We start from the raw sequence: 16,382 nt of genomic DNA on the forward strand, positions 1-16,382 counted from the left end.
GGATCCCCTGCAGCGTATGTGAATTTTTAATAGAGAACAGAATCAATGGATAAATTCCGTGTTCAGGGGCCGACTCGCCTTCAGGGTGAAGTCACCATCTCCGGGGCAAAAAACGCCGCCCTGCCAATCCTCTTTTCCGCGCTGCTTGCCGAAGAGCCGGTAGAGATCCAAAACGTACCTAAGCTGAAAGACATCGATACCACCATGAAGCTGCTGAGCCAGCTGGGCGCGAAGGTCGAGCGCAATGGTTCGGTATGGATTGACGCCGGCCCGGTCGATGTATTCTGTGCTCCGTACGATCTGGTGAAAACCATGCGCGCCTCTATCTGGGCGCTGGGCCCGTTGGTGGCGCGTTTCGGTCAGGGGCAAGTTTCTCTGCCTGGCGGCTGCGCTATCGGCGCGCGTCCGGTCGATCTGCATATTAGCGGTCTGGAGCAGCTGGGCGCCGAGATCAAACTGGAAGAAGGTTATGTCAAAGCCTCGGTCAGCGGTCGCCTGAAAGGCGCGCATATTGTGATGGATAAGGTGAGCGTCGGCGCCACCGTAACCATCATGAGCGCAGCGACGCTTGCGGAGGGAACGACGATTATTGAAAACGCCGCTCGCGAGCCGGAGATTGTCGATACCGCCAACTTCCTGAACGCGCTGGGCGCAAAAATCACAGGCCAGGGTAGCGATCGCATTACCATCGAAGGCGTGCAGCGCCTGGGCGGCGGCGTCTACCGTGTGCTGCCTGACCGTATTGAAACCGGGACTTTCCTGGTGGCCGCGGCGATTTCCGGCGGCAAGATCCTCTGCCGTAACGCGCAGCCGGATACCCTGGATGCCGTACTGGCGAAGCTGCGCGACGCCGGGGCTGACATCGAAACGGGCGAAGACTGGATCAGCCTCGATATGCACGGCAACCGTCCGAAAGCGGTCAACGTGCGTACCGCGCCGCACCCGGGCTTCCCGACCGATATGCAGGCCCAGTTCACGCTGCTTAACCTGGTAGCGGAAGGGACCGGCGTGATCACCGAAACGATCTTTGAAAACCGCTTCATGCACATTCCGGAGCTGATCCGTATGGGCGCGCACGCGGAGATCGAGAGCAATACCGCTATCTGTCACGGCGTGAAGCAGCTTTCTGGCGCGCAGGTGATGGCGACCGATTTGCGCGCGTCGGCGAGCCTGGTGCTGGCCGGCTGTATCGCTGAAGGGACCACCATCGTCGATCGCATCTATCATATCGATCGCGGCTATGAGCGTATCGAAGATAAACTGCAGGCGCTGGGCGCCAATATTCAACGCGTGAAGGGCGAGTAACCGCGTCCTGACAGCGCCCCGGGACGTTGTTCCGGGTCGCTGTCGAGCAATCACATCACTTGTCGATCTTCTTCTGACGCATCATCTGCGTTCTGTCGATAAACTCATGAGTCACCGGGTCGTGGTAGCGTGACGGCCAGATGACCCACGGCTGCGTTTCCAGCGCTGTGGCGATAATCAATTCGCCTTTCGGCCAGGGGCGGGTCAGGGCGTTCGCCAGCGTTGAAGAACTTAGTCCGTGCCGTCGCGACTCTGCCGCCAGCGATGTTCCCCGTTTACGTAATCCCGCAACAATATCTGCGGGATGCCAGTCGATGAACTTATCCATAAATTCTCCTGGTGTTAAAGGTCCAGATCGTCCCACATGGGCGATAGAGACACTATACCCGCGTACTATGTAGGGTTCTAACAAGTTCTGTTAAAGCGCCGGAATATTCAGAATCTATCAAGATATTCGGAAGTTTAGGGAGAGAAATGGCATTTTACTGGAACTTTCCCGCGCGTCGCGCGGGAAAGGAGGGGGGATTAATGATCGCGCTGGACTGCAATATGCGCCAGCCCAATCAAGGCTTCGCGCCAGGGCGTGTCCGGGAGGATCTGCAGCGCGGCAATGGCTTTGTCAGCTTCTTCTTCGGCACGCTTCTGCGTCCATTCCAGCGAACCGCAGGTCGCCATCGTTTCCAGCACAGCATCCAGTAGATGGCGGCCGTTGCCTTGCTCGATCGCACCGCGGATCATCGCTGATTGATCGGGTGTGCCATGGTGCATGGCGTGCAGCAGCGGTAGCGTGGGTTTACCTTCGTTCAGGTCGTCACCGACGTTTTTACCGAGCCGCTCGCCGTCAGAGCTATAATCGAGTAAATCGTCGATTAGCTGGAAAGCGGTGCCGAGATAGCGGCCATAATCCTGCAACGCGCGCTCTTCTTCCGCAGTGCAGTCGGCCAGCAGTCCCGCACACTGCGAGGCAGCTTCAAACAGACGCGCCGTCTTGCTGTAGATAACGCGCATGTAGTTCTCTTCGGTGATATCCGGGTCATTGACGTTCATCAGCTGCAGCACTTCGCCTTCGGCAATGACGTTCACCGCTTCCGACATGACCTCAAGGATCTTCAGCGAGCCCAGCTGGGTCATCATCTGAAAGGCGCGGGTATAGATAAAATCGCCGACCAGCACGCTGGCGGCATTGCCAAACGCCGCATTGGCCGTGGCTTTGCCGCGACGCATATCAGACTCATCGACGACGTCGTCATGCAGCAGGGTGGCGGTATGAATAAATTCAATCAGCGCGGCAATGGTGACATGCGCGCTCCCCTGATAGCCCACCGCGCGTGCGGCGAGCACAGCAATCATCGGGCGAATGCGTTTGCCGCCGCCGCTGACGATGTAATAGCCTAACTGATTGATAAGCTGAACATCGGAGTTGAGTTGCTCAAGAATCGTCGCATTGACACCCGCCATATCTTGCGCGGTTAACTCATTGATTTTTTCTAAATTCATCGCAAAAGCCGGGCCAAATGTCCTGTTACCATGAATCCAGGTGGGATCACAGAAGGATTAAGACAGAATTAAAAGAAGATATGATTGTACTGAAAAATTGCCGTAGATAAACGTTGTCGTGAAAGTTGTGTTTTTTTTCTGCATTGATCGCTAATCGCTCTTGTCAAAGGCTCGCGTTTTGCGTAATATTCGCGCCCTATTGTGAATATTTATAGCGCACTCTGAATCACATAAAGAGGTGCGCGGAAGCGGAGTTTTATATGTACGCGGTTTTCCAAAGTGGTGGTAAACAACACCGAGTAAGCGAAGGTCAGACCGTTCGCCTGGAAAAGCTGGACATCGCAACTGGCGAAGCTGTTGAATTCGCTGAAGTGCTGATGATCGCAAACGGTGAAGAAATCAAGATCGGCGTTCCTTTCGTTGAGGGCGGCGTAATCAAAGCTGAAGTTGTTGCTCACGGTCGTGGCGAGAAAGTTAAAATCGTTAAGTTTCGTCGTCGTAAACACTATCGTAAGCAGCAGGGCCATCGTCAGTGGTTCACTGATGTGAAAATCACTGGCATCAGCGCCTAAGACCTGAGGAGTAGATTTAAATGGCACATAAAAAGGCTGGCGGCTCGACTCGTAACGGTCGCGATTCAGAAGCTAAACGTCTGGGCGTAAAACGTTTCGGCGGTGAAGCAGTTCTGGCAGGTAGCATCATCGTTCGTCAACGTGGTACTAAATTCCACGCTGGTACCAACGTTGGTTGCGGCCGTGACCACACTCTGTTCGCTTTGACTGACGGTAAAGTCAAGTTCGAAGTTAAAGGCCCGAAAAACCGTAAATTCATCAGCATCGTTGCTGAATAAGTTTTTCGCGTCCCGGTAACGGATGAAAGCCCCGCAACACGTTGCGGGGCTTTTTACATTCGTCTACCGGAAAATTTTTGCAGGGAAACAGGCATGAAGCAGCAGGCTGGGATTGGCATTATTCTGGCGCTTACCACCGCAATGTGTTGGGGAGCGTTGCCGATTGCAATGAAACAGGTTCTCGAGGTGATGGCGCCGCCTACGGTGGTCTTTTATCGCTTCCTGATGGCCAGCATTGGGCTTGGCGCGATCCTCGCGATCAAAGGCAAACTGCCGCCGATGCGAATTTTTCGCAAGCCGCGCTGGCTGGTGTTATTAGCGATTGCCACCGGCGGTCTGTTCGGTAACTTCATCCTGTTTAGTTCTTCCCTGCAATACCTCAGCCCCACGGCTTCTCAGGTCATCGGCCAGCTATCGCCGGTGGGGATGATGGTGGCTAGCGTCGTAATTCTGAAAGAGCGCATGCGCGGCACCCAGGTGGTGGGCGCGTTGATGCTGCTCAGCGGGCTGGTGATGTTCTTCAATACCAGTCTGATTGAAATCTTTACCCGCCTGACGGACTACACGTGGGGGGTAATTTTCGGCGTTGCTGCCGCTACGGTGTGGGTAAGCTACGGCGTCGCGCAAAAGGTGTTATTGCGCCGTCTGGCATCACAGCAGATACTATTTTTGCTGTACACTTTGTGTACGATTGCATTACTGCCGCTTGCTGAGCCCGGAGTGATTTCCCGGTTAAGCAGCTGGCAACTGGCATGCCTGATTTTTTGCGGGCTGAATACCCTGGTCGGCTACGGGGCGCTGGCGGAAGCCATGGCGCGCTGGCAGGCGGCGCAGGTCAGCGCGTTAATCACCTTGACGCCACTGTTTACGCTACTGTTTTCTGATTTATTATCAATGGCCTGGCCCGATGTTTTCGCCAGACCGATGTTAAACCTGATTGGTTATCTCGGTGCGTTTGTCGTGGTTGCGGGCGCGATGTATTCCGCCATCGGTCATCGTCTTTGGGGACGTTGGCGTAAGCGAGAGGCGGTAGTACCGCTGCCCCGCTCAGGCGAATGATTTACGGAGAGTAAAATGAAGTTTGTAGATGAAGCAACGATCCTGGTCGTAGCAGGTGACGGCGGCAATGGTTGCGTAAGCTTCCGCCGCGAAAAGTATATTCCGAAAGGCGGTCCGGACGGCGGCGATGGCGGCGATGGCGGCGATGTCTGGCTGGAAGCGGACGAGAACCTGAATACCCTGATCGACTACCGTTTTGAAAAATCGTTCCGCGCCGAACGTGGGCAGAATGGTCAAAGCCGCGACTGTACCGGTAAGCGCGGTAAAGACGTGACGGTAAAAGTGCCGGTCGGCACCCGGGTTATCGATCAGGGCACCGGCGAGACCATGGGCGATATGACCAAACACGGTCAGCGTCTGATGGTGGCGAAAGGCGGCTGGCACGGTTTGGGCAACACCCGTTTCAAATCATCCGTCAACCGTACGCCGCGTCAGAAAACCATGGGTACCCCGGGTGATAAACGCGACCTGCAGCTGGAGCTGATGCTGTTGGCCGATGTCGGGATGCTGGGCATGCCGAACGCCGGCAAATCCACCTTCATCCGTGCGGTCTCCGCCGCCAAGCCGAAAGTGGCTGACTATCCGTTTACCACCCTGGTGCCAAGCCTGGGCGTGGTGCGTATGGACAATGAAAAGAGCTTCGTAGTTGCCGATATCCCGGGGCTGATTGAAGGCGCAGCGGAAGGGGCAGGCCTCGGTATCCGCTTCCTCAAGCACCTCGAGCGCTGCCGCGTACTGCTGCACCTCATCGATATCGATCCGATCGACGGCTCCGATCCGGTTGAGAATGCGCGCATTATCATCGGCGAGCTGGAGAAATACAGCGAGAAGCTAGCCTCCAAACCACGCTGGTTAGTTTTCAACAAGATTGACCTGATGGACAAGGCCGAAGCCGAAGCCAAAGCCAAAGCGATTGCTGAAGCGCTGGGTTGGGAAGAGAAATTCTACCTGATCTCCGCGGCCAGCCAGCAGGGCGTGAAAGAGCTGTGCTGGGACGTGATGACCTTCATCATCGAAAACCCGATCGTGCAGGCGGAAGAAGAGCAGAAGCCGGAGAAAGTCGAGTTTATGTGGGACGACTATCACCGTCAGCAGCTTGAAGAGGCCGAAGCCGAAGCAGAAGATGACGAAGACTGGGATGACGACTGGGATGAGGACGACGAAGAAGGCGTCGAATTCATCTACAAACGCTAATCCTGACTTCTCTGGATCAAAAAGGGCCGCATCTGATGCGGCCCTTTTGTTTTAATTGTTCTGGTACAAATCTTTATACAAGCGGCTTTCAAAGCGGACCAGTGGGATGCGGCGATTGCGCTGATCAGCTGGCTCCACGGCGTATCCGGAGAGATATTGCACGAAGGCCACCTTTTGTCCGCTGGCGGTAGTGATGAAGCCTGCGAGGTTATAAACCCCCTGGAGCGACCCGGTTTTCGCCGAAACTTTACCATCGACGCCCGCCTGATGAAGACCGGCGCGATACTGCAGCGATCCGTCATGGCCCGCCAGCGGCAGCATGGAGATGAAGTTGAGCTCGGTATCGTGCTGGGCGATATACTGCAGCACCTGCATCATGGTCGCCGGGGCGATCAGGTTGTGGCGCGACAGGCCAGAGCCGTCGGCGATGATAGTGTTGCCGAGATCGACCCCAGCCTGTTGACGCAGGATCTGCCGTACGGCATCGGAGCCCGCCCGCCAGGTGCCAGGTACGCCGAACCGGGCGTGGCCGATGGTGCGAAAGACGGTGTCGGCAATCATGTTGTCTGACTTCTTCAGCATGATCCGCAGCAGATCGTGCAGCGGAGCCGACTGGCTGGTTGCCAGCACGGTGCCGGGCTCATTGGCCAGCGTCTGGCGCAGCAGCGTGCCGCTGTAGGTGATCCCCGCCTGGGCCAGCTCGGCTTTGAGGATCGCTCCGGCATAGCTGGCGCCATCCTGAATGGCGAAGGCCAGAGGCAGCGGCTCGCTACGCTGCGGCAGGCAGCCGGTGAGAGTATAGCGATTGAGATCGCCCGGCACCACGTCGAGCTCGCAATACTGCGCTTCCGATGAGCCACGCGCCAGCGTTCGCACCTGGCTGAACATGGTGACCGGATAATAGGATGCAACGCGAATGAAGGCGACATCGCCCGGTTTCTGCGCGCTATACAGCGAGACAGAGAAGCAGTTACGGTCGACAATCGCCGCCGCCGGCGGGGCGCTGAAGCACTGCGTCAGGTCGTTCCACGGCCAGCCGGGCGCTTTGTCATGGCTGGCGAAGACCGAGGTATCGATGAGCACATTGCCTTCGATACGCTGCACGCCGGCTTTTTTCAGCGTCGCCACCATATTGCGAATATCCTGCCGTTTAAGCGTCGGATCGCCGCCGAAGCGTGCAATCAGGTCGCCTTTCAGCACGCCGCCGTCAAGGGAACCTTTGGTTTCCAGCGTGGTGGTAAAGCGAAAATCGGGCCCCAGTTGCAGCAGCGCCGCCAGCGCGGTGATGACCTTTTGCGTACTGGCCGGGAGCGCCATTTGCTGGCTGTGATAGTCGATTTCCGGCGTCGATGCGCCGACCTTTTGCGCCATAAAGGCAAGGTTCGCACCGGCGGGAAGCTGGTTGATGTACTCGTCAATATTCGCCGCCTGAGCGCTAAGCGCTATACCGGCGGTCAATCCGATGATAAATCTGGGAAATCGCATAATCTCGCGCTAACAACCTGAAGCCAGGCCGTCATACTACGGTGCAACGCCCAGTAAAGTAAACGATGACCCATAATGAACTTCGGGGTAAAATACCCATCAAATGAAAAATTGCTGCTGACCTGGGGAGTGTTTCCCGGGTCGGTTTCTTTTTGCTCGTGTCCTGCCCGTGGGCAGGACAGGTGGCGGAGCGGAGCTAGCCGTTCCCTGAAGGAATGATAAAGAGGTATAACTAATGCAAGCGATTCCGATGACCTTACGTGGCGCTGAAAAACTGCGCGAAGAACTGGATTATCTGAAGTCTGTGCGTCGTCCTGAAATCATTGCCGCTATTGCTGAGGCCCGTGAACACGGCGATCTGAAAGAGAATGCCGAGTATCACGCCGCGCGTGAGCAGCAGGGTTTCTGCGAGGGGCGTATCAAGGATATCGAAGCGAAGCTGTCTAACGCGCAGGTTATCGATATCACCAAAATGCCGAACAACGGCCGGGTGATTTTTGGTTCTACCGTCAGCGTGCTGAACCTCGATACCGACGAGGAACAGACCTACCGCATCGTGGGCGATGACGAAGCTGATTTTAAGCAGAATCTGATCTCCGTGAACTCGCCGATCGCCCGCGGTCTGATCGGCAAAGAGCAGGATGACGTCGTGACTATCCGTACCCCGGGTGGGGAAGTGGAATACGAAATTACCAAGGTTGAATACCTGTAAGGCGTATTTCCCGCTACGATGTTTATAGATTGTAAAGAAAGGAAAAAGGCCGCATAGCGGCCTTTTATCAACGTCAGGAGCATGGCATTTTGCTCGCCTGGCCGCAGAAATCCCTCGTTTTACACAAAGTTGTGTCGAGATTCAGGATATTCTTAGCGTGGCAGCGAGATTTTACGCTCTGGCGTTGGGCGGTACAGAACCAGCGTTTTACCGATGACCTGTACGTTACAGGCGCCGGTTTCGCGTACGATGGCTTCCACGATCAAGGCTTTTGTTTCGCGATCTTCTGAGGCGATCTTCACCTTGATGAGTTCATGGTGCCCTAACGCTTGTTCGATCTCGGCCAGTACCCCTTCGGTCAAACCATTGTTGCCAAGCATAACTACCGGCTTGAGCGGATGTGCCAGACCTTTCAGGTGCTGTTTTTGTTTAGTACTCAGATTCATCGTATTTTTTTGCTTACGTTGGGATTGAAAACGGGTCATTCTACCGCCATCTCCCATATATCGCCAAACTACCGCGTCGATTTTTACGCAGTAAAGTACGATGAACCCGAACGGGAATGTTAAATGACAGGTAAAAAGCGTTCTGCCAGCTCAAGCCGCTGGCTTCAGGAACACTTTAGCGATAAATATGTTCAACAGGCACAGAAAAAGGGGTTACGTTCCCGTGCCTGGTTTAAACTTGATGAAATACAGCAAAGTGACAAAATTTTTAAGCCGGGGATGACGGTAGTCGACCTCGGTGCTGCTCCCGGTGGCTGGTCGCAGTATGCGGTCACGCAGATCGGCAACAGCGGCCGCATCATCGCTTGCGATCTTTTACCAATGGATCCAATCGTTGGTGTGGACTTCCTTCAGGGCGATTTTCGTGATGAATTAGTCCTGAAAGCGTTACTTGAGCGAGTGGGCGACAGTAAAGTCCAAGTTGTCATGTCCGATATGGCGCCGAATATGTGCGGAACACCGGCGGTGGATATTCCCCGGGCTATGTATCTGGTAGAACTGGCGCTTGAAATGTCTCGTGATGTATTAGCGCCAGGTGGTAGTTTTGTAGTGAAGGTGTTCCAGGGCGAAGGCTTCGATGAGTATCTTCGAGAAATTCGCTCCCTGTTTACGAAGGTCAAAGTTCGTAAGCCGGACTCTTCCCGCGCTCGTTCGCGTGAAGTGTATATTGTAGCGACCGGGCGTAAACCATAACCGGCAGATTTCAAACGAAAGTTTGAAAGAAACTGGATATAGAGTATCCTGACGCTGTTTTTAACACAGTTGTAATAAGAGGTTAATCCCTTGAGTGACATGGCGAAAAACCTAATACTCTGGCTGGTCATTGCCGTTGTGCTGATGTCAGTATTCCAGAGCTTTGGGCCCAGCGAGTCGAATGGCCGCAAGGTGGATTATTCTACCTTCCTGCAAGAGGTCAATCAGGACCAGGTTCGCGAAGCGCGTATCAACGGACGTGAGATCAACGTTACCAAGAAAGATAGTAACCGTTACACGACTTACATTCCGGTTAACGATCCGAAGCTGCTCGATAACCTGTTGACTAAAAACGTCAAAGTTGTTGGCGAACCACCAGAAGAGCCGAGCCTGCTGGCTTCCATCTTCATCTCCTGGTTCCCAATGCTGCTGCTGATCGGCGTCTGGATCTTCTTTATGCGGCAAATGCAGGGCGGCGGCGGGAAGGGCGCGATGTCCTTCGGCAAAAGCAAAGCCCGTATGTTGACGGAAGACCAGATCAAAACCACTTTTGCAGACGTTGCCGGGTGTGACGAAGCGAAAGAGGAAGTCGGCGAGCTGGTAGAATACCTGCGTGAGCCGAGCCGCTTCCAGAAACTGGGCGGTAAAATCCCGAAAGGCGTCCTGATGGTCGGCCCTCCGGGTACCGGTAAAACGCTGCTGGCGAAAGCGATCGCTGGTGAAGCGAAGGTACCGTTCTTTACCATTTCCGGTTCTGACTTCGTCGAAATGTTCGTCGGTGTGGGCGCTTCTCGTGTGCGTGACATGTTCGAACAGGCTAAGAAAGCCGCGCCTTGCATCATCTTCATCGATGAAATCGACGCCGTCGGCCGCCAGCGTGGCGCAGGCCTGGGCGGTGGTCACGATGAACGTGAGCAGACCCTGAACCAGATGCTGGTTGAGATGGACGGCTTCGAAGGTAACGAAGGTATCATCGTTATCGCGGCGACTAACCGTCCGGACGTTCTTGACCCCGCGCTGTTGCGTCCGGGCCGTTTTGACCGCCAGGTGGTGGTTGGCCTGCCGGATGTTCGCGGTCGTGAGCAGATCCTGAAAGTGCATATGCGTCGCGTTCCGCTGGCGCCGGATATCGATGCGGCAATCATTGCGCGCGGTACCCCGGGCTTCTCCGGTGCGGATCTGGCCAACCTGGTCAACGAAGCGGCGCTGTTTGCTGCCCGCGGCAACAAACGCGTTGTGTCGATGGTTGAGTTCGAGAAAGCGAAAGACAAAATCATGATGGGTGCGGAACGTCGCTCCATGGTGATGACGGAAGCGCAGAAAGAGTCTACTGCTTATCATGAAGCGGGCCATGCGATTATTGGTCGCCTGGTGCCGGAGCACGATCCGGTGCACAAAGTGACGATTATCCCGCGCGGTCGTGCGCTGGGTGTGACCTTCTTCCTGCCGGAAGGCGATGCAATCAGCGCCAGCCGTCAGAAACTGGAAAGCCAGATCTCCACCCTGTACGGCGGTCGTCTGGCGGAAGAGATTATCTACGGTCCGGAACATGTTTCTACCGGTGCGTCCAACGATATTAAAGTGGCGACGAACCTGGCGCGTAACATGGTGACCCAGTGGGGCTTCTCCGACAAACTCGGTCCGCTGCTGTATGCGGAAGAAGAGGGTGAAGTCTTCCTCGGCCGTAGCGTTGCGAAAGCGAAGCATATGTCCGATGAAACCGCGCGTATCATCGACCAGGAAGTTAAATCGCTGATTGAGCGTAACTACGGTCGTGCTCGCCAGCTGCTGAACGACAACATGGACATTCTGCACGCGATGAAAGATGCGCTCATGAAGTATGAGACCATCGATGCGCCGCAGATTGACGACCTGATGGCTCGTCGCGAAGTTCGTCCGCCAGCGGGTTGGGAAGAACCTGGTTCTTCTAACAACTCTGACAACAATGGCACGCCTCGTGCGCCGCGTCCGGTTGATGAACCGCGTACGCCGAACCCGGGCAACACCATGTCAGAGCAGCTGGGCGACAAGTAAGCTACCGCTGTTGATGCTTGTTTAACCTTAAAACCCCGGGCGTCCGCTCCGGGGTTTTTCTTTTTTAACCTCTTCAGTCTCAGGGATTTTGTGATGAAACTTGTAGCCCAGGGCTCAACCCTCGATCTCTCTCACCCCCACGTGATGGGTATTCTAAATGTGACGCCTGACTCCTTCTCCGATGGCGGCGCCCATAATTCGCTGATTGAGGCGGTGAAGCATGCCAATCTGATGATCAACGCCGGCGCGACCATCATTGATATCGGCGGTGAATCGACGCGGCCAGGGGCGGCTGAGGTTAGTGTGGAAGAGGAGCTTGCGCGGGTGATACCGGTGGTTGAAGCCATTGCCCAGCGCTTTGAGGTATGGATCTCAGTGGATACCTCCAAGGCGGAGGTTATTCGCCAATCGGCCAGGGCCGGGGCGCATATCATCAACGATATTCGTTCGCTGACCGAGCCCGGCGCGCTGCAGGCCGCCGCGGAAACCGGACTGCCGGTGTGTCTGATGCATATGCAGGGACAACCAAAAACCATGCAGGAGGCGCCGAAGTATGAGGACGTCTTCGCCGATGTTGAGCGTTTTTTTAATGAGCACATTGTGCGCTGCGAACAGGCGGGGATCGCAAAAGAAAAATTGCTGCTCGACCCGGGATTCGGTTTCGGTAAAAATCTCTCCCACAATTACCAACTGTTGGCCAGGCTTGGGGAGTTTCATCACTTTGGTCTGCCTCTGCTGGTCGGTATGTCACGTAAGTCGATGGTAGGTCAGTTGCTGAACGTCGGGCCGTCGGAGCGGCTGAACGGCAGCCTGGCGTGTGCCGTCATTGCAGCAATGCAGGGCGCGCAGATTATCCGCGTCCATGATGTCAAAGAAACGGTAGAAGCGCTGCGCGTGGTGGAAGCCACCCTCGCCGCTAAGGGAAAAAAACGTTATGAGTAACCGCAAGTATTTTGGCACCGATGGTATTCGTGGCCGCGTCGGCGATGCGCCGATCACTCCGGAGTTTGTGCTCAAGCTGGGCTGGGCGGCGGGCAAAGTGTTAGCGCGTCACGGTTCGCGTAAAATTATCATCGGCAAGGATACCCGTATTTCGGGCTATATGCTGGAATCGGCGCTGGAAGCTGGACTGGCGGCAGCGGGGCTCTCTGCGTCGTTCACCGGGCCTATGCCGACACCGGCCATCGCCTACCTGACGCGCGCCTTCCGCGCCGAGGCGGGGATTGTTATCTCTGCTTCACATAACCCTTTCTACGACAACGGCATTAAATTCTTCTCCATTGAGGGCACCAAGCTGCCGGATGATGTCGAAGAGGCGATTGAAGCCGAAATGGAGAAAGAGCTCACCTGCGTGGATTCGGCTGAGCTGGGCAAAGCCAGCCGTATCGTCGATGCGGCGGGGCGCTACATTGAATTTTGTAAGGGTACCTTTCCCAACGAACTGAGCCTGGGCACGCTGAAAGTGGTGGTGGATTGCGCGCACGGCGCGACCTATCACATCGCCCCTAATGTCTTCCGCGAGCTGGGAGCCCAGGTTATCGCGATGGGCTGCGAGCCAGACGGTCTCAACATCAACGAAGAGGTCGGCGCCACTGACGTGCGGGCGCTGCAGGCGCGCGTGCTGGCGGAAAAAGCCGATCTGGGCATCGCCTACGACGGCGATGGCGATCGGGTGATTATGGTTGACCACGAAGGCAATAAAGTCGATGGCGACCAGATCCTCTATATCATAGCCCGGGAAGGATTGCGTCAGGGGCAGCTGCGCGGCGGCGCCGTCGGCACGCTGATGAGTAATATGGGGCTGGAGCTGGCGCTCAAGCAGTTAGGCATCCCGTTTGCCCGCGCGAAGGTCGGTGACCGCTATGTACTGGAGATGCTCCAGGAAAAAGGCTGGCGCATCGGTGCGGAAAACTCCGGCCATGTGATCCTGCTGGATAAAACCACCACCGGCGATGGCATTGTCGCCAGCCTGCAGGTGGTCGCGGCGATGGTCCGCAACCACATGAGCCTGCATGACCTGTGCAGCGGGATGAAAATGTTCCCTCAGCTGCTGGTGAATGTCCGCTTTACCGAGGGCAGCGGTAACCCGCTGGAGAATGAGCACGTCAAAGCGGTGACCGCGGAAGTGGAGGCGGCGTTAGGAAAACGCGGCCGTGTCCTGCTGCGTAAATCGGGTACGGAGCCGCTGATCCGCGTGATGGTGGAAGGCGAGCATGAAGATCAGGTGCACGAGTTTGCGCACCGCATCGCTGAGGCGGTAAAAAGCGTTTAGCTTTGCCGGCTAAGTGGTTAAAAAGGCGGCGCTTGCCGCCTTTTTTATGATCGAAAATTGGCTTTTTGCTGTTTTTTTCTGCAGTTGATACAATGTGTCGAAATTGCCCTTGCGAAGGTCATTCGCTTTGGTTAGTATTCACACCCGCTTCAGTGGGAAACGTTAAAACGTCCCGCTTTATTGGTCGAAGCACTTGGTATGCGGCGAATCCGCAAGGAACAGGTTGATTATGTACGAAGCTCTTTTGGTTGTTTTCCTTATTGTAGCGATTGGCCTTGTAGGTCTGGTTATGCTGCAGCAAGGTAAAGGCGCTGATATGGGAGCCTCCTTCGGTGCAGGCGCTTCCGGCACACTGTTTGGGTCCAGCGGTTCTGGCAACTTTATGACCCGTATGACCGGCATCCTGGCTGCGCTGTTCTTCATCATCAGTCTGGCGCTGGGTAATATCAACAGCAACAAGACCAGTAAAGGAAGTGAGTGGGATAATCTGAGCGCGCCGAAAACGGAGCAAACTCAGCCAACTGCGCCGGCTCAGCCGACCAGCGATATCCCGCACTAAGTATTCTGTACCGAGGTGGTGGAATTGGTAGACACGCTACCTTGAGGTGGTAGTGCCCTAACGGGCTTGTGGGTTCGAGTCCCATCCTCGGTACCAATATTCCAGAAAAAAGACGCTGAAAAGCGTCTTTTTTTGTTTTTGTCCCCGCTGGCCATTTATTTATAAACATCTCTTCGCTGGTTGCCTCCTTTTACTGTCGTTAAAGTCGCCTCGTCAAATTAACAGAGGTGAAGTGACACAATGAACAAGATCGGGTTGCTTATCGTCGCCGGCGTACTCGGTTTAGCTGGGTGCAGTTCAACATCGCCCTTCCAAACGGTGGAGACGATTAATGCGCTAACCATACCGGTATCGCCCAGTGAGTCTGGGACTACAGCGAATCATGCCCAGGCGGTGAGGCGCTATTTCCAGGACAATACGGCACTGATTAGTCGCCTTAACCATTCGTTGAAAAGTCATTATCTGCAGGACGTGGAGCGCCGCGATGTGTTCGACAGACACAGCGAGGCGTATAAGGTGTATGGCGCCCTGACCCGCCTGGAGCAGATGGCGTCCATGAATGAGGTTTACCGCAAAGAGAATAATGTTGCGGGCCTACAAGAGATCAACCGCGTACTGAAAAGCGTGCCGCTGACCAGCTGAGAATGAAACAGGGACTGCCGACCGGCAATCCCTGTGAAGAGTTAAAAGCGGAAGTTAACCCCGGCGTAAGCGCCGTCGGCCAGCGTGTTATCGCGATTGCCATCTTTCCCTGCCATATCAATATAGCGATAGCCAGCTTCGATATTCAGAGACGGGAGCACGTTAAGGCGTACCCCGGCATTGGCCTCCACATAATCCTTAACGCCGCTGGACATTGAGTCCGGTGAGTAATAGCCCTCGCCGAAAAGCGTGAAATACTGACCAAGGGGGAGTTCAGCGCCACCACCGGCGGCGATGGCGTAACCTTCATCACCATCTTTTGGGTTCAGATAGACCGCCTTACCGCCCAGGGTCATCAGAAAAGGGCCAAGGTTAAAGTTATAACCCATTCCCAGTCCTACACTATCTCCATCGTTGTCGCTATGAGCCCACTGAGAACTGAACGTCATACCCGGTTCCCCGGCGCCAAAGCTGGCGGACAGATTGGTAAACTCGGCGCCAGCTTCTCCATGCAGGTTAACGGCTGCGCAGGCAGCGCTGCTGGCTCCCAAAGCGATCGTTACGGCAACCATTTTTGCAGCAATAGACTTCATTATTAAATTCCTTCAGATAAAAAAAAGCCCGATATGGGCGTTCGGGCATAATTAACGGGTTCGTGCATCTCATTGTTATGGTCGCAGCAGGCGAGGGGGCAACTCTCGCTACCGCCGCACACGTCTGGCCGATTTCCGCTGGCATATCCTGAGCCGGTGCAGGCCCGGCGGTTAACGCCGTTTGTGGTCGTCTGCTGGCGAACTCAGGAATAGATTGTCTTCCGGGAAACCCAGGCGCTTAGCATAAAATTTTTGTTCTTTTAGCGGTAACGGTTATTGGTTTAAATTTAAACATCTTCCCCGCTGCAGCAAATAACAATAAATGATAGGAGGAGTGCAGGTCAGAATTTTTCAGGAAGTGAGACGATATTTTGTAAATAACCGCCGCGGGCAAAGGCAATATAACCGCCTTTCTTTAATGCTGACAATACATTGAGAATACTGCTACGCGACAGAAGGGTCCTGTCCTGAATATACTCAAGAATAGATACTCGCTGTCGGGTCTCTTCGCTTAATAGCATCATCTCCAGCAGATGGTTACGGATGACCGAATAGGTACGCTGCTGCAGGACCAGATCGTCACGATACACCATATACGAGGTATGATAAGCCAACAGGCTGGTCACCTCTTCCCATAGGTTATGCTGGCGAAAAAGCGCCGAAGCCAGGTCGTGGTCGATCCGTAGCAGTTCGCATGATACCTCGGCTCGCAGGCTGTGGCTGCGGCTGGGCTGCAGCATTTCCGCCACGCCGAAAAGATGCGGCTCATAGACGGTCACCATCAGTAGCCTGTCGGAATTACGAATAATCGACAGCTCGCCTTTTTTAAAAATAAAGAGCTGGGTTTTGCCTTTATATTCCCATGTCAGTCTTTTTCTGGCGATCGCGTTAACGGGTGTCGCGTGTGGCTCAAGTACATCGATCAGTCGGTCAATGGTCTTTTGCGGCCTGATCGGCGGTTTAATATTCATGATGTGTATC

At 55.0% G+C, this 16,382-nt stretch carries 18 protein-coding genes and 1 tRNA gene; 13 read left to right on the forward strand and 6 right to left on the reverse strand.

Annotated features, from left to right (window positions below; genetic code table 11):
* Window positions 1-45 precede the first annotated feature (45 nt).
* Window positions 46-1,305, forward strand: a complete 1,260-nt coding sequence (gene murA, locus KB890_RS16985) for a UDP-N-acetylglucosamine 1-carboxyvinyltransferase (protein ID WP_002918382.1) — start codon at window positions 46-48, stop codon at window positions 1,303-1,305.
* 55 nt (window positions 1,306-1,360) lie between these two features.
* Here murA and sfsB read toward each other — a convergent pair whose 3' ends face one another.
* The gene (gene sfsB / locus KB890_RS16990; protein WP_002918381.1) at window positions 1,361-1,633 is read right to left on the reverse strand and encodes a DNA-binding transcriptional regulator SfsB; all 273 of its coding nucleotides are present in this window, start codon (window positions 1,631-1,633) and stop codon (window positions 1,361-1,363) included.
* Between the two features lie 197 nt (window positions 1,634-1,830).
* A complete protein-coding gene (ispB, locus tag KB890_RS16995; protein ID WP_004144907.1) occupies window positions 1,831-2,802 on the reverse strand; it encodes an octaprenyl diphosphate synthase in 972 nt (323 codons plus the stop codon).
* A 260-nt stretch (window positions 2,803-3,062) separates the two neighbouring features.
* Here ispB and rplU point away from each other — a divergent pair, with 260 nt between their 5' ends.
* The 4 genes from rplU (at window position 3,063) to cgtA (ending at window position 5,905) form a co-directional block, all read left to right on the forward strand.
* Window positions 3,063-3,374 carry a 50S ribosomal protein L21 gene (rplU, locus tag KB890_RS17000; protein WP_002918379.1) on the forward strand — a complete coding sequence of 104 codons (312 nt, stop codon included), beginning with the start codon at window positions 3,063-3,065 and terminating at the stop codon, window positions 3,372-3,374.
* Window positions 3,375-3,394: 20 nt separating this feature from the next.
* Window positions 3,395-3,652 (forward strand): 50S ribosomal protein L27, encoded by a 258-nt coding sequence (rpmA, locus tag KB890_RS17005; RefSeq protein WP_002434222.1) that lies wholly within the window; start codon window positions 3,395-3,397, stop codon window positions 3,650-3,652.
* 93 nt (window positions 3,653-3,745) lie between these two features.
* The gene (locus tag KB890_RS17010) at window positions 3,746-4,711 is read left to right on the forward strand and encodes a DMT family transporter (protein WP_004149938.1); all 966 of its coding nucleotides are present in this window, start codon (window positions 3,746-3,748) and stop codon (window positions 4,709-4,711) included.
* Between the two features lie 15 nt (window positions 4,712-4,726).
* On the forward strand, window positions 4,727-5,905 hold the full coding sequence (gene cgtA / locus KB890_RS17015; RefSeq protein WP_002918377.1) for an Obg family GTPase CgtA: 1,179 nt from the start codon (window positions 4,727-4,729) through the stop codon (window positions 5,903-5,905).
* A 51-nt stretch (window positions 5,906-5,956) separates the two neighbouring features.
* Here cgtA and dacB read toward each other — a convergent pair whose 3' ends face one another.
* On the reverse strand, window positions 5,957-7,390 hold the full coding sequence (dacB, locus tag KB890_RS17020) for a serine-type D-Ala-D-Ala carboxypeptidase (protein ID WP_004149937.1): 1,434 nt from the start codon (window positions 7,388-7,390) through the stop codon (window positions 5,957-5,959).
* Between the two features lie 235 nt (window positions 7,391-7,625).
* On the opposite strand from dacB, the gene greA reads away from it, so the two are divergent.
* Entirely contained in the window at window positions 7,626-8,102 is a 477-nt protein-coding gene (greA, locus tag KB890_RS17025; RefSeq protein WP_002918375.1) for a transcription elongation factor GreA, read from the forward strand.
* 152 nt (window positions 8,103-8,254) lie between these two features.
* Here greA and yhbY read toward each other — a convergent pair whose 3' ends face one another.
* Entirely contained in the window at window positions 8,255-8,548 is a 294-nt protein-coding gene (yhbY, locus tag KB890_RS17030) for a ribosome assembly RNA-binding protein YhbY (RefSeq protein ID WP_002918374.1), read from the reverse strand.
* 123 nt (window positions 8,549-8,671) lie between these two features.
* Between yhbY and rlmE the strand changes: the two genes are divergently transcribed.
* The 7 genes from rlmE (at window position 8,672) to KB890_RS17065 (ending at window position 14,808) form a co-directional block, all read left to right on the forward strand.
* On the forward strand, window positions 8,672-9,301 hold the full coding sequence (gene rlmE / locus KB890_RS17035; protein ID WP_002918373.1) for a 23S rRNA (uridine(2552)-2'-O)-methyltransferase RlmE: 630 nt from the start codon (window positions 8,672-8,674) through the stop codon (window positions 9,299-9,301).
* 99 nt (window positions 9,302-9,400) lie between these two features.
* On the forward strand, window positions 9,401-11,335 hold the full coding sequence (gene ftsH / locus KB890_RS17040) for an ATP-dependent zinc metalloprotease FtsH (RefSeq protein ID WP_002918372.1): 1,935 nt from the start codon (window positions 9,401-9,403) through the stop codon (window positions 11,333-11,335).
* 93 nt (window positions 11,336-11,428) lie between these two features.
* Window positions 11,429-12,277 carry a dihydropteroate synthase gene (gene folP / locus KB890_RS17045; protein WP_002918371.1) on the forward strand — a complete coding sequence of 283 codons (849 nt, stop codon included), beginning with the start codon at window positions 11,429-11,431 and terminating at the stop codon, window positions 12,275-12,277.
* On the forward strand, window positions 12,270-13,607 hold the full coding sequence (gene glmM / locus KB890_RS17050; RefSeq protein WP_002918370.1) for a phosphoglucosamine mutase: 1,338 nt from the start codon (window positions 12,270-12,272) through the stop codon (window positions 13,605-13,607). The genes folP and glmM overlap by 8 nt, the downstream gene beginning before the upstream one ends.
* Before the next feature lie 229 nt (window positions 13,608-13,836).
* The gene (gene secG / locus KB890_RS17055; protein WP_002918369.1) at window positions 13,837-14,166 is read left to right on the forward strand and encodes a preprotein translocase subunit SecG; all 330 of its coding nucleotides are present in this window, start codon (window positions 13,837-13,839) and stop codon (window positions 14,164-14,166) included.
* A gap of 9 nt (window positions 14,167-14,175) precedes the next feature.
* Window positions 14,176-14,262 (forward strand) — tRNA-Leu (locus KB890_RS17060).
* 297 nt (window positions 14,263-14,559) lie between these two features.
* Window positions 14,560-14,808, forward strand: coding sequence for a hypothetical protein (locus KB890_RS17065; RefSeq protein ID WP_014906872.1), 249 nt, complete (start codon window positions 14,560-14,562; stop codon window positions 14,806-14,808).
* A gap of 41 nt (window positions 14,809-14,849) precedes the next feature.
* Here the strand turns inward: KB890_RS17065 and KB890_RS17070 are convergent, their stop codons facing one another.
* Both KB890_RS17070 and KB890_RS17075 read right to left on the reverse strand, forming a co-directional pair.
* Window positions 14,850-15,401: a YfaZ family outer membrane protein gene (locus KB890_RS17070; RefSeq protein WP_020325268.1), complete on the reverse strand. Its 552-nt coding sequence runs from the start codon at window positions 15,399-15,401 to the stop codon at window positions 14,850-14,852.
* A gap of 341 nt (window positions 15,402-15,742) precedes the next feature.
* Entirely contained in the window at window positions 15,743-16,372 is a 630-nt protein-coding gene (locus KB890_RS17075; RefSeq protein WP_004174150.1) for a winged helix-turn-helix transcriptional regulator, read from the reverse strand.
* Between the last annotated feature and the right edge of the window lie 10 nt (window positions 16,373-16,382).

Source organism: Klebsiella sp. P1954 (assembly GCF_018199955.1).
Classification (GTDB): domain Bacteria; phylum Pseudomonadota; class Gammaproteobacteria; order Enterobacterales; family Enterobacteriaceae; genus Klebsiella; species Klebsiella pneumoniae.

Excerpts from the sequence above, each read along its gene's own strand:
- murA (WP_002918382.1), top strand. The coding sequence starts at position 46 with ATGGATAAATTCCGTGTTCAGGGGCCGACTCGCCTTCAGGGTGAAGTC.
- sfsB (WP_002918381.1), bottom strand. The coding sequence starts at position 1,633 with ATGGATAAGTTCATCGACTGGCATCCCGCAGATATTGTTGCGGGATTA.
- ispB (WP_004144907.1), bottom strand. The coding sequence starts at position 2,802 with ATGAATTTAGAAAAAATCAATGAGTTAACCGCGCAAGATATGGCGGGT.
- rplU (WP_002918379.1), top strand. The coding sequence starts at position 3,063 with ATGTACGCGGTTTTCCAAAGTGGTGGTAAACAACACCGAGTAAGCGAA.
- rpmA (WP_002434222.1), top strand. The coding sequence starts at position 3,395 with ATGGCACATAAAAAGGCTGGCGGCTCGACTCGTAACGGTCGCGATTCA.
- KB890_RS17010 (WP_004149938.1), top strand. The coding sequence starts at position 3,746 with ATGAAGCAGCAGGCTGGGATTGGCATTATTCTGGCGCTTACCACCGCA.
- cgtA (WP_002918377.1), top strand. The coding sequence starts at position 4,727 with ATGAAGTTTGTAGATGAAGCAACGATCCTGGTCGTAGCAGGTGACGGC.
- dacB (WP_004149937.1), bottom strand. The coding sequence starts at position 7,390 with ATGCGATTTCCCAGATTTATCATCGGATTGACCGCCGGTATAGCGCTT.
- greA (WP_002918375.1), top strand. The coding sequence starts at position 7,626 with ATGCAAGCGATTCCGATGACCTTACGTGGCGCTGAAAAACTGCGCGAA.
- yhbY (WP_002918374.1), bottom strand. The coding sequence starts at position 8,548 with ATGAATCTGAGTACTAAACAAAAACAGCACCTGAAAGGTCTGGCACAT.
- rlmE (WP_002918373.1), top strand. The coding sequence starts at position 8,672 with ATGACAGGTAAAAAGCGTTCTGCCAGCTCAAGCCGCTGGCTTCAGGAA.
- ftsH (WP_002918372.1), top strand. The coding sequence starts at position 9,401 with ATGGCGAAAAACCTAATACTCTGGCTGGTCATTGCCGTTGTGCTGATG.
- folP (WP_002918371.1), top strand. The coding sequence starts at position 11,429 with ATGAAACTTGTAGCCCAGGGCTCAACCCTCGATCTCTCTCACCCCCAC.
- glmM (WP_002918370.1), top strand. The coding sequence starts at position 12,270 with ATGAGTAACCGCAAGTATTTTGGCACCGATGGTATTCGTGGCCGCGTC.
- secG (WP_002918369.1), top strand. The coding sequence starts at position 13,837 with ATGTACGAAGCTCTTTTGGTTGTTTTCCTTATTGTAGCGATTGGCCTT.
- KB890_RS17070 (WP_020325268.1), bottom strand. The coding sequence starts at position 15,401 with ATGAAGTCTATTGCTGCAAAAATGGTTGCCGTAACGATCGCTTTGGGA.
- KB890_RS17075 (WP_004174150.1), bottom strand. The coding sequence starts at position 16,372 with ATGAATATTAAACCGCCGATCAGGCCGCAAAAGACCATTGACCGACTG.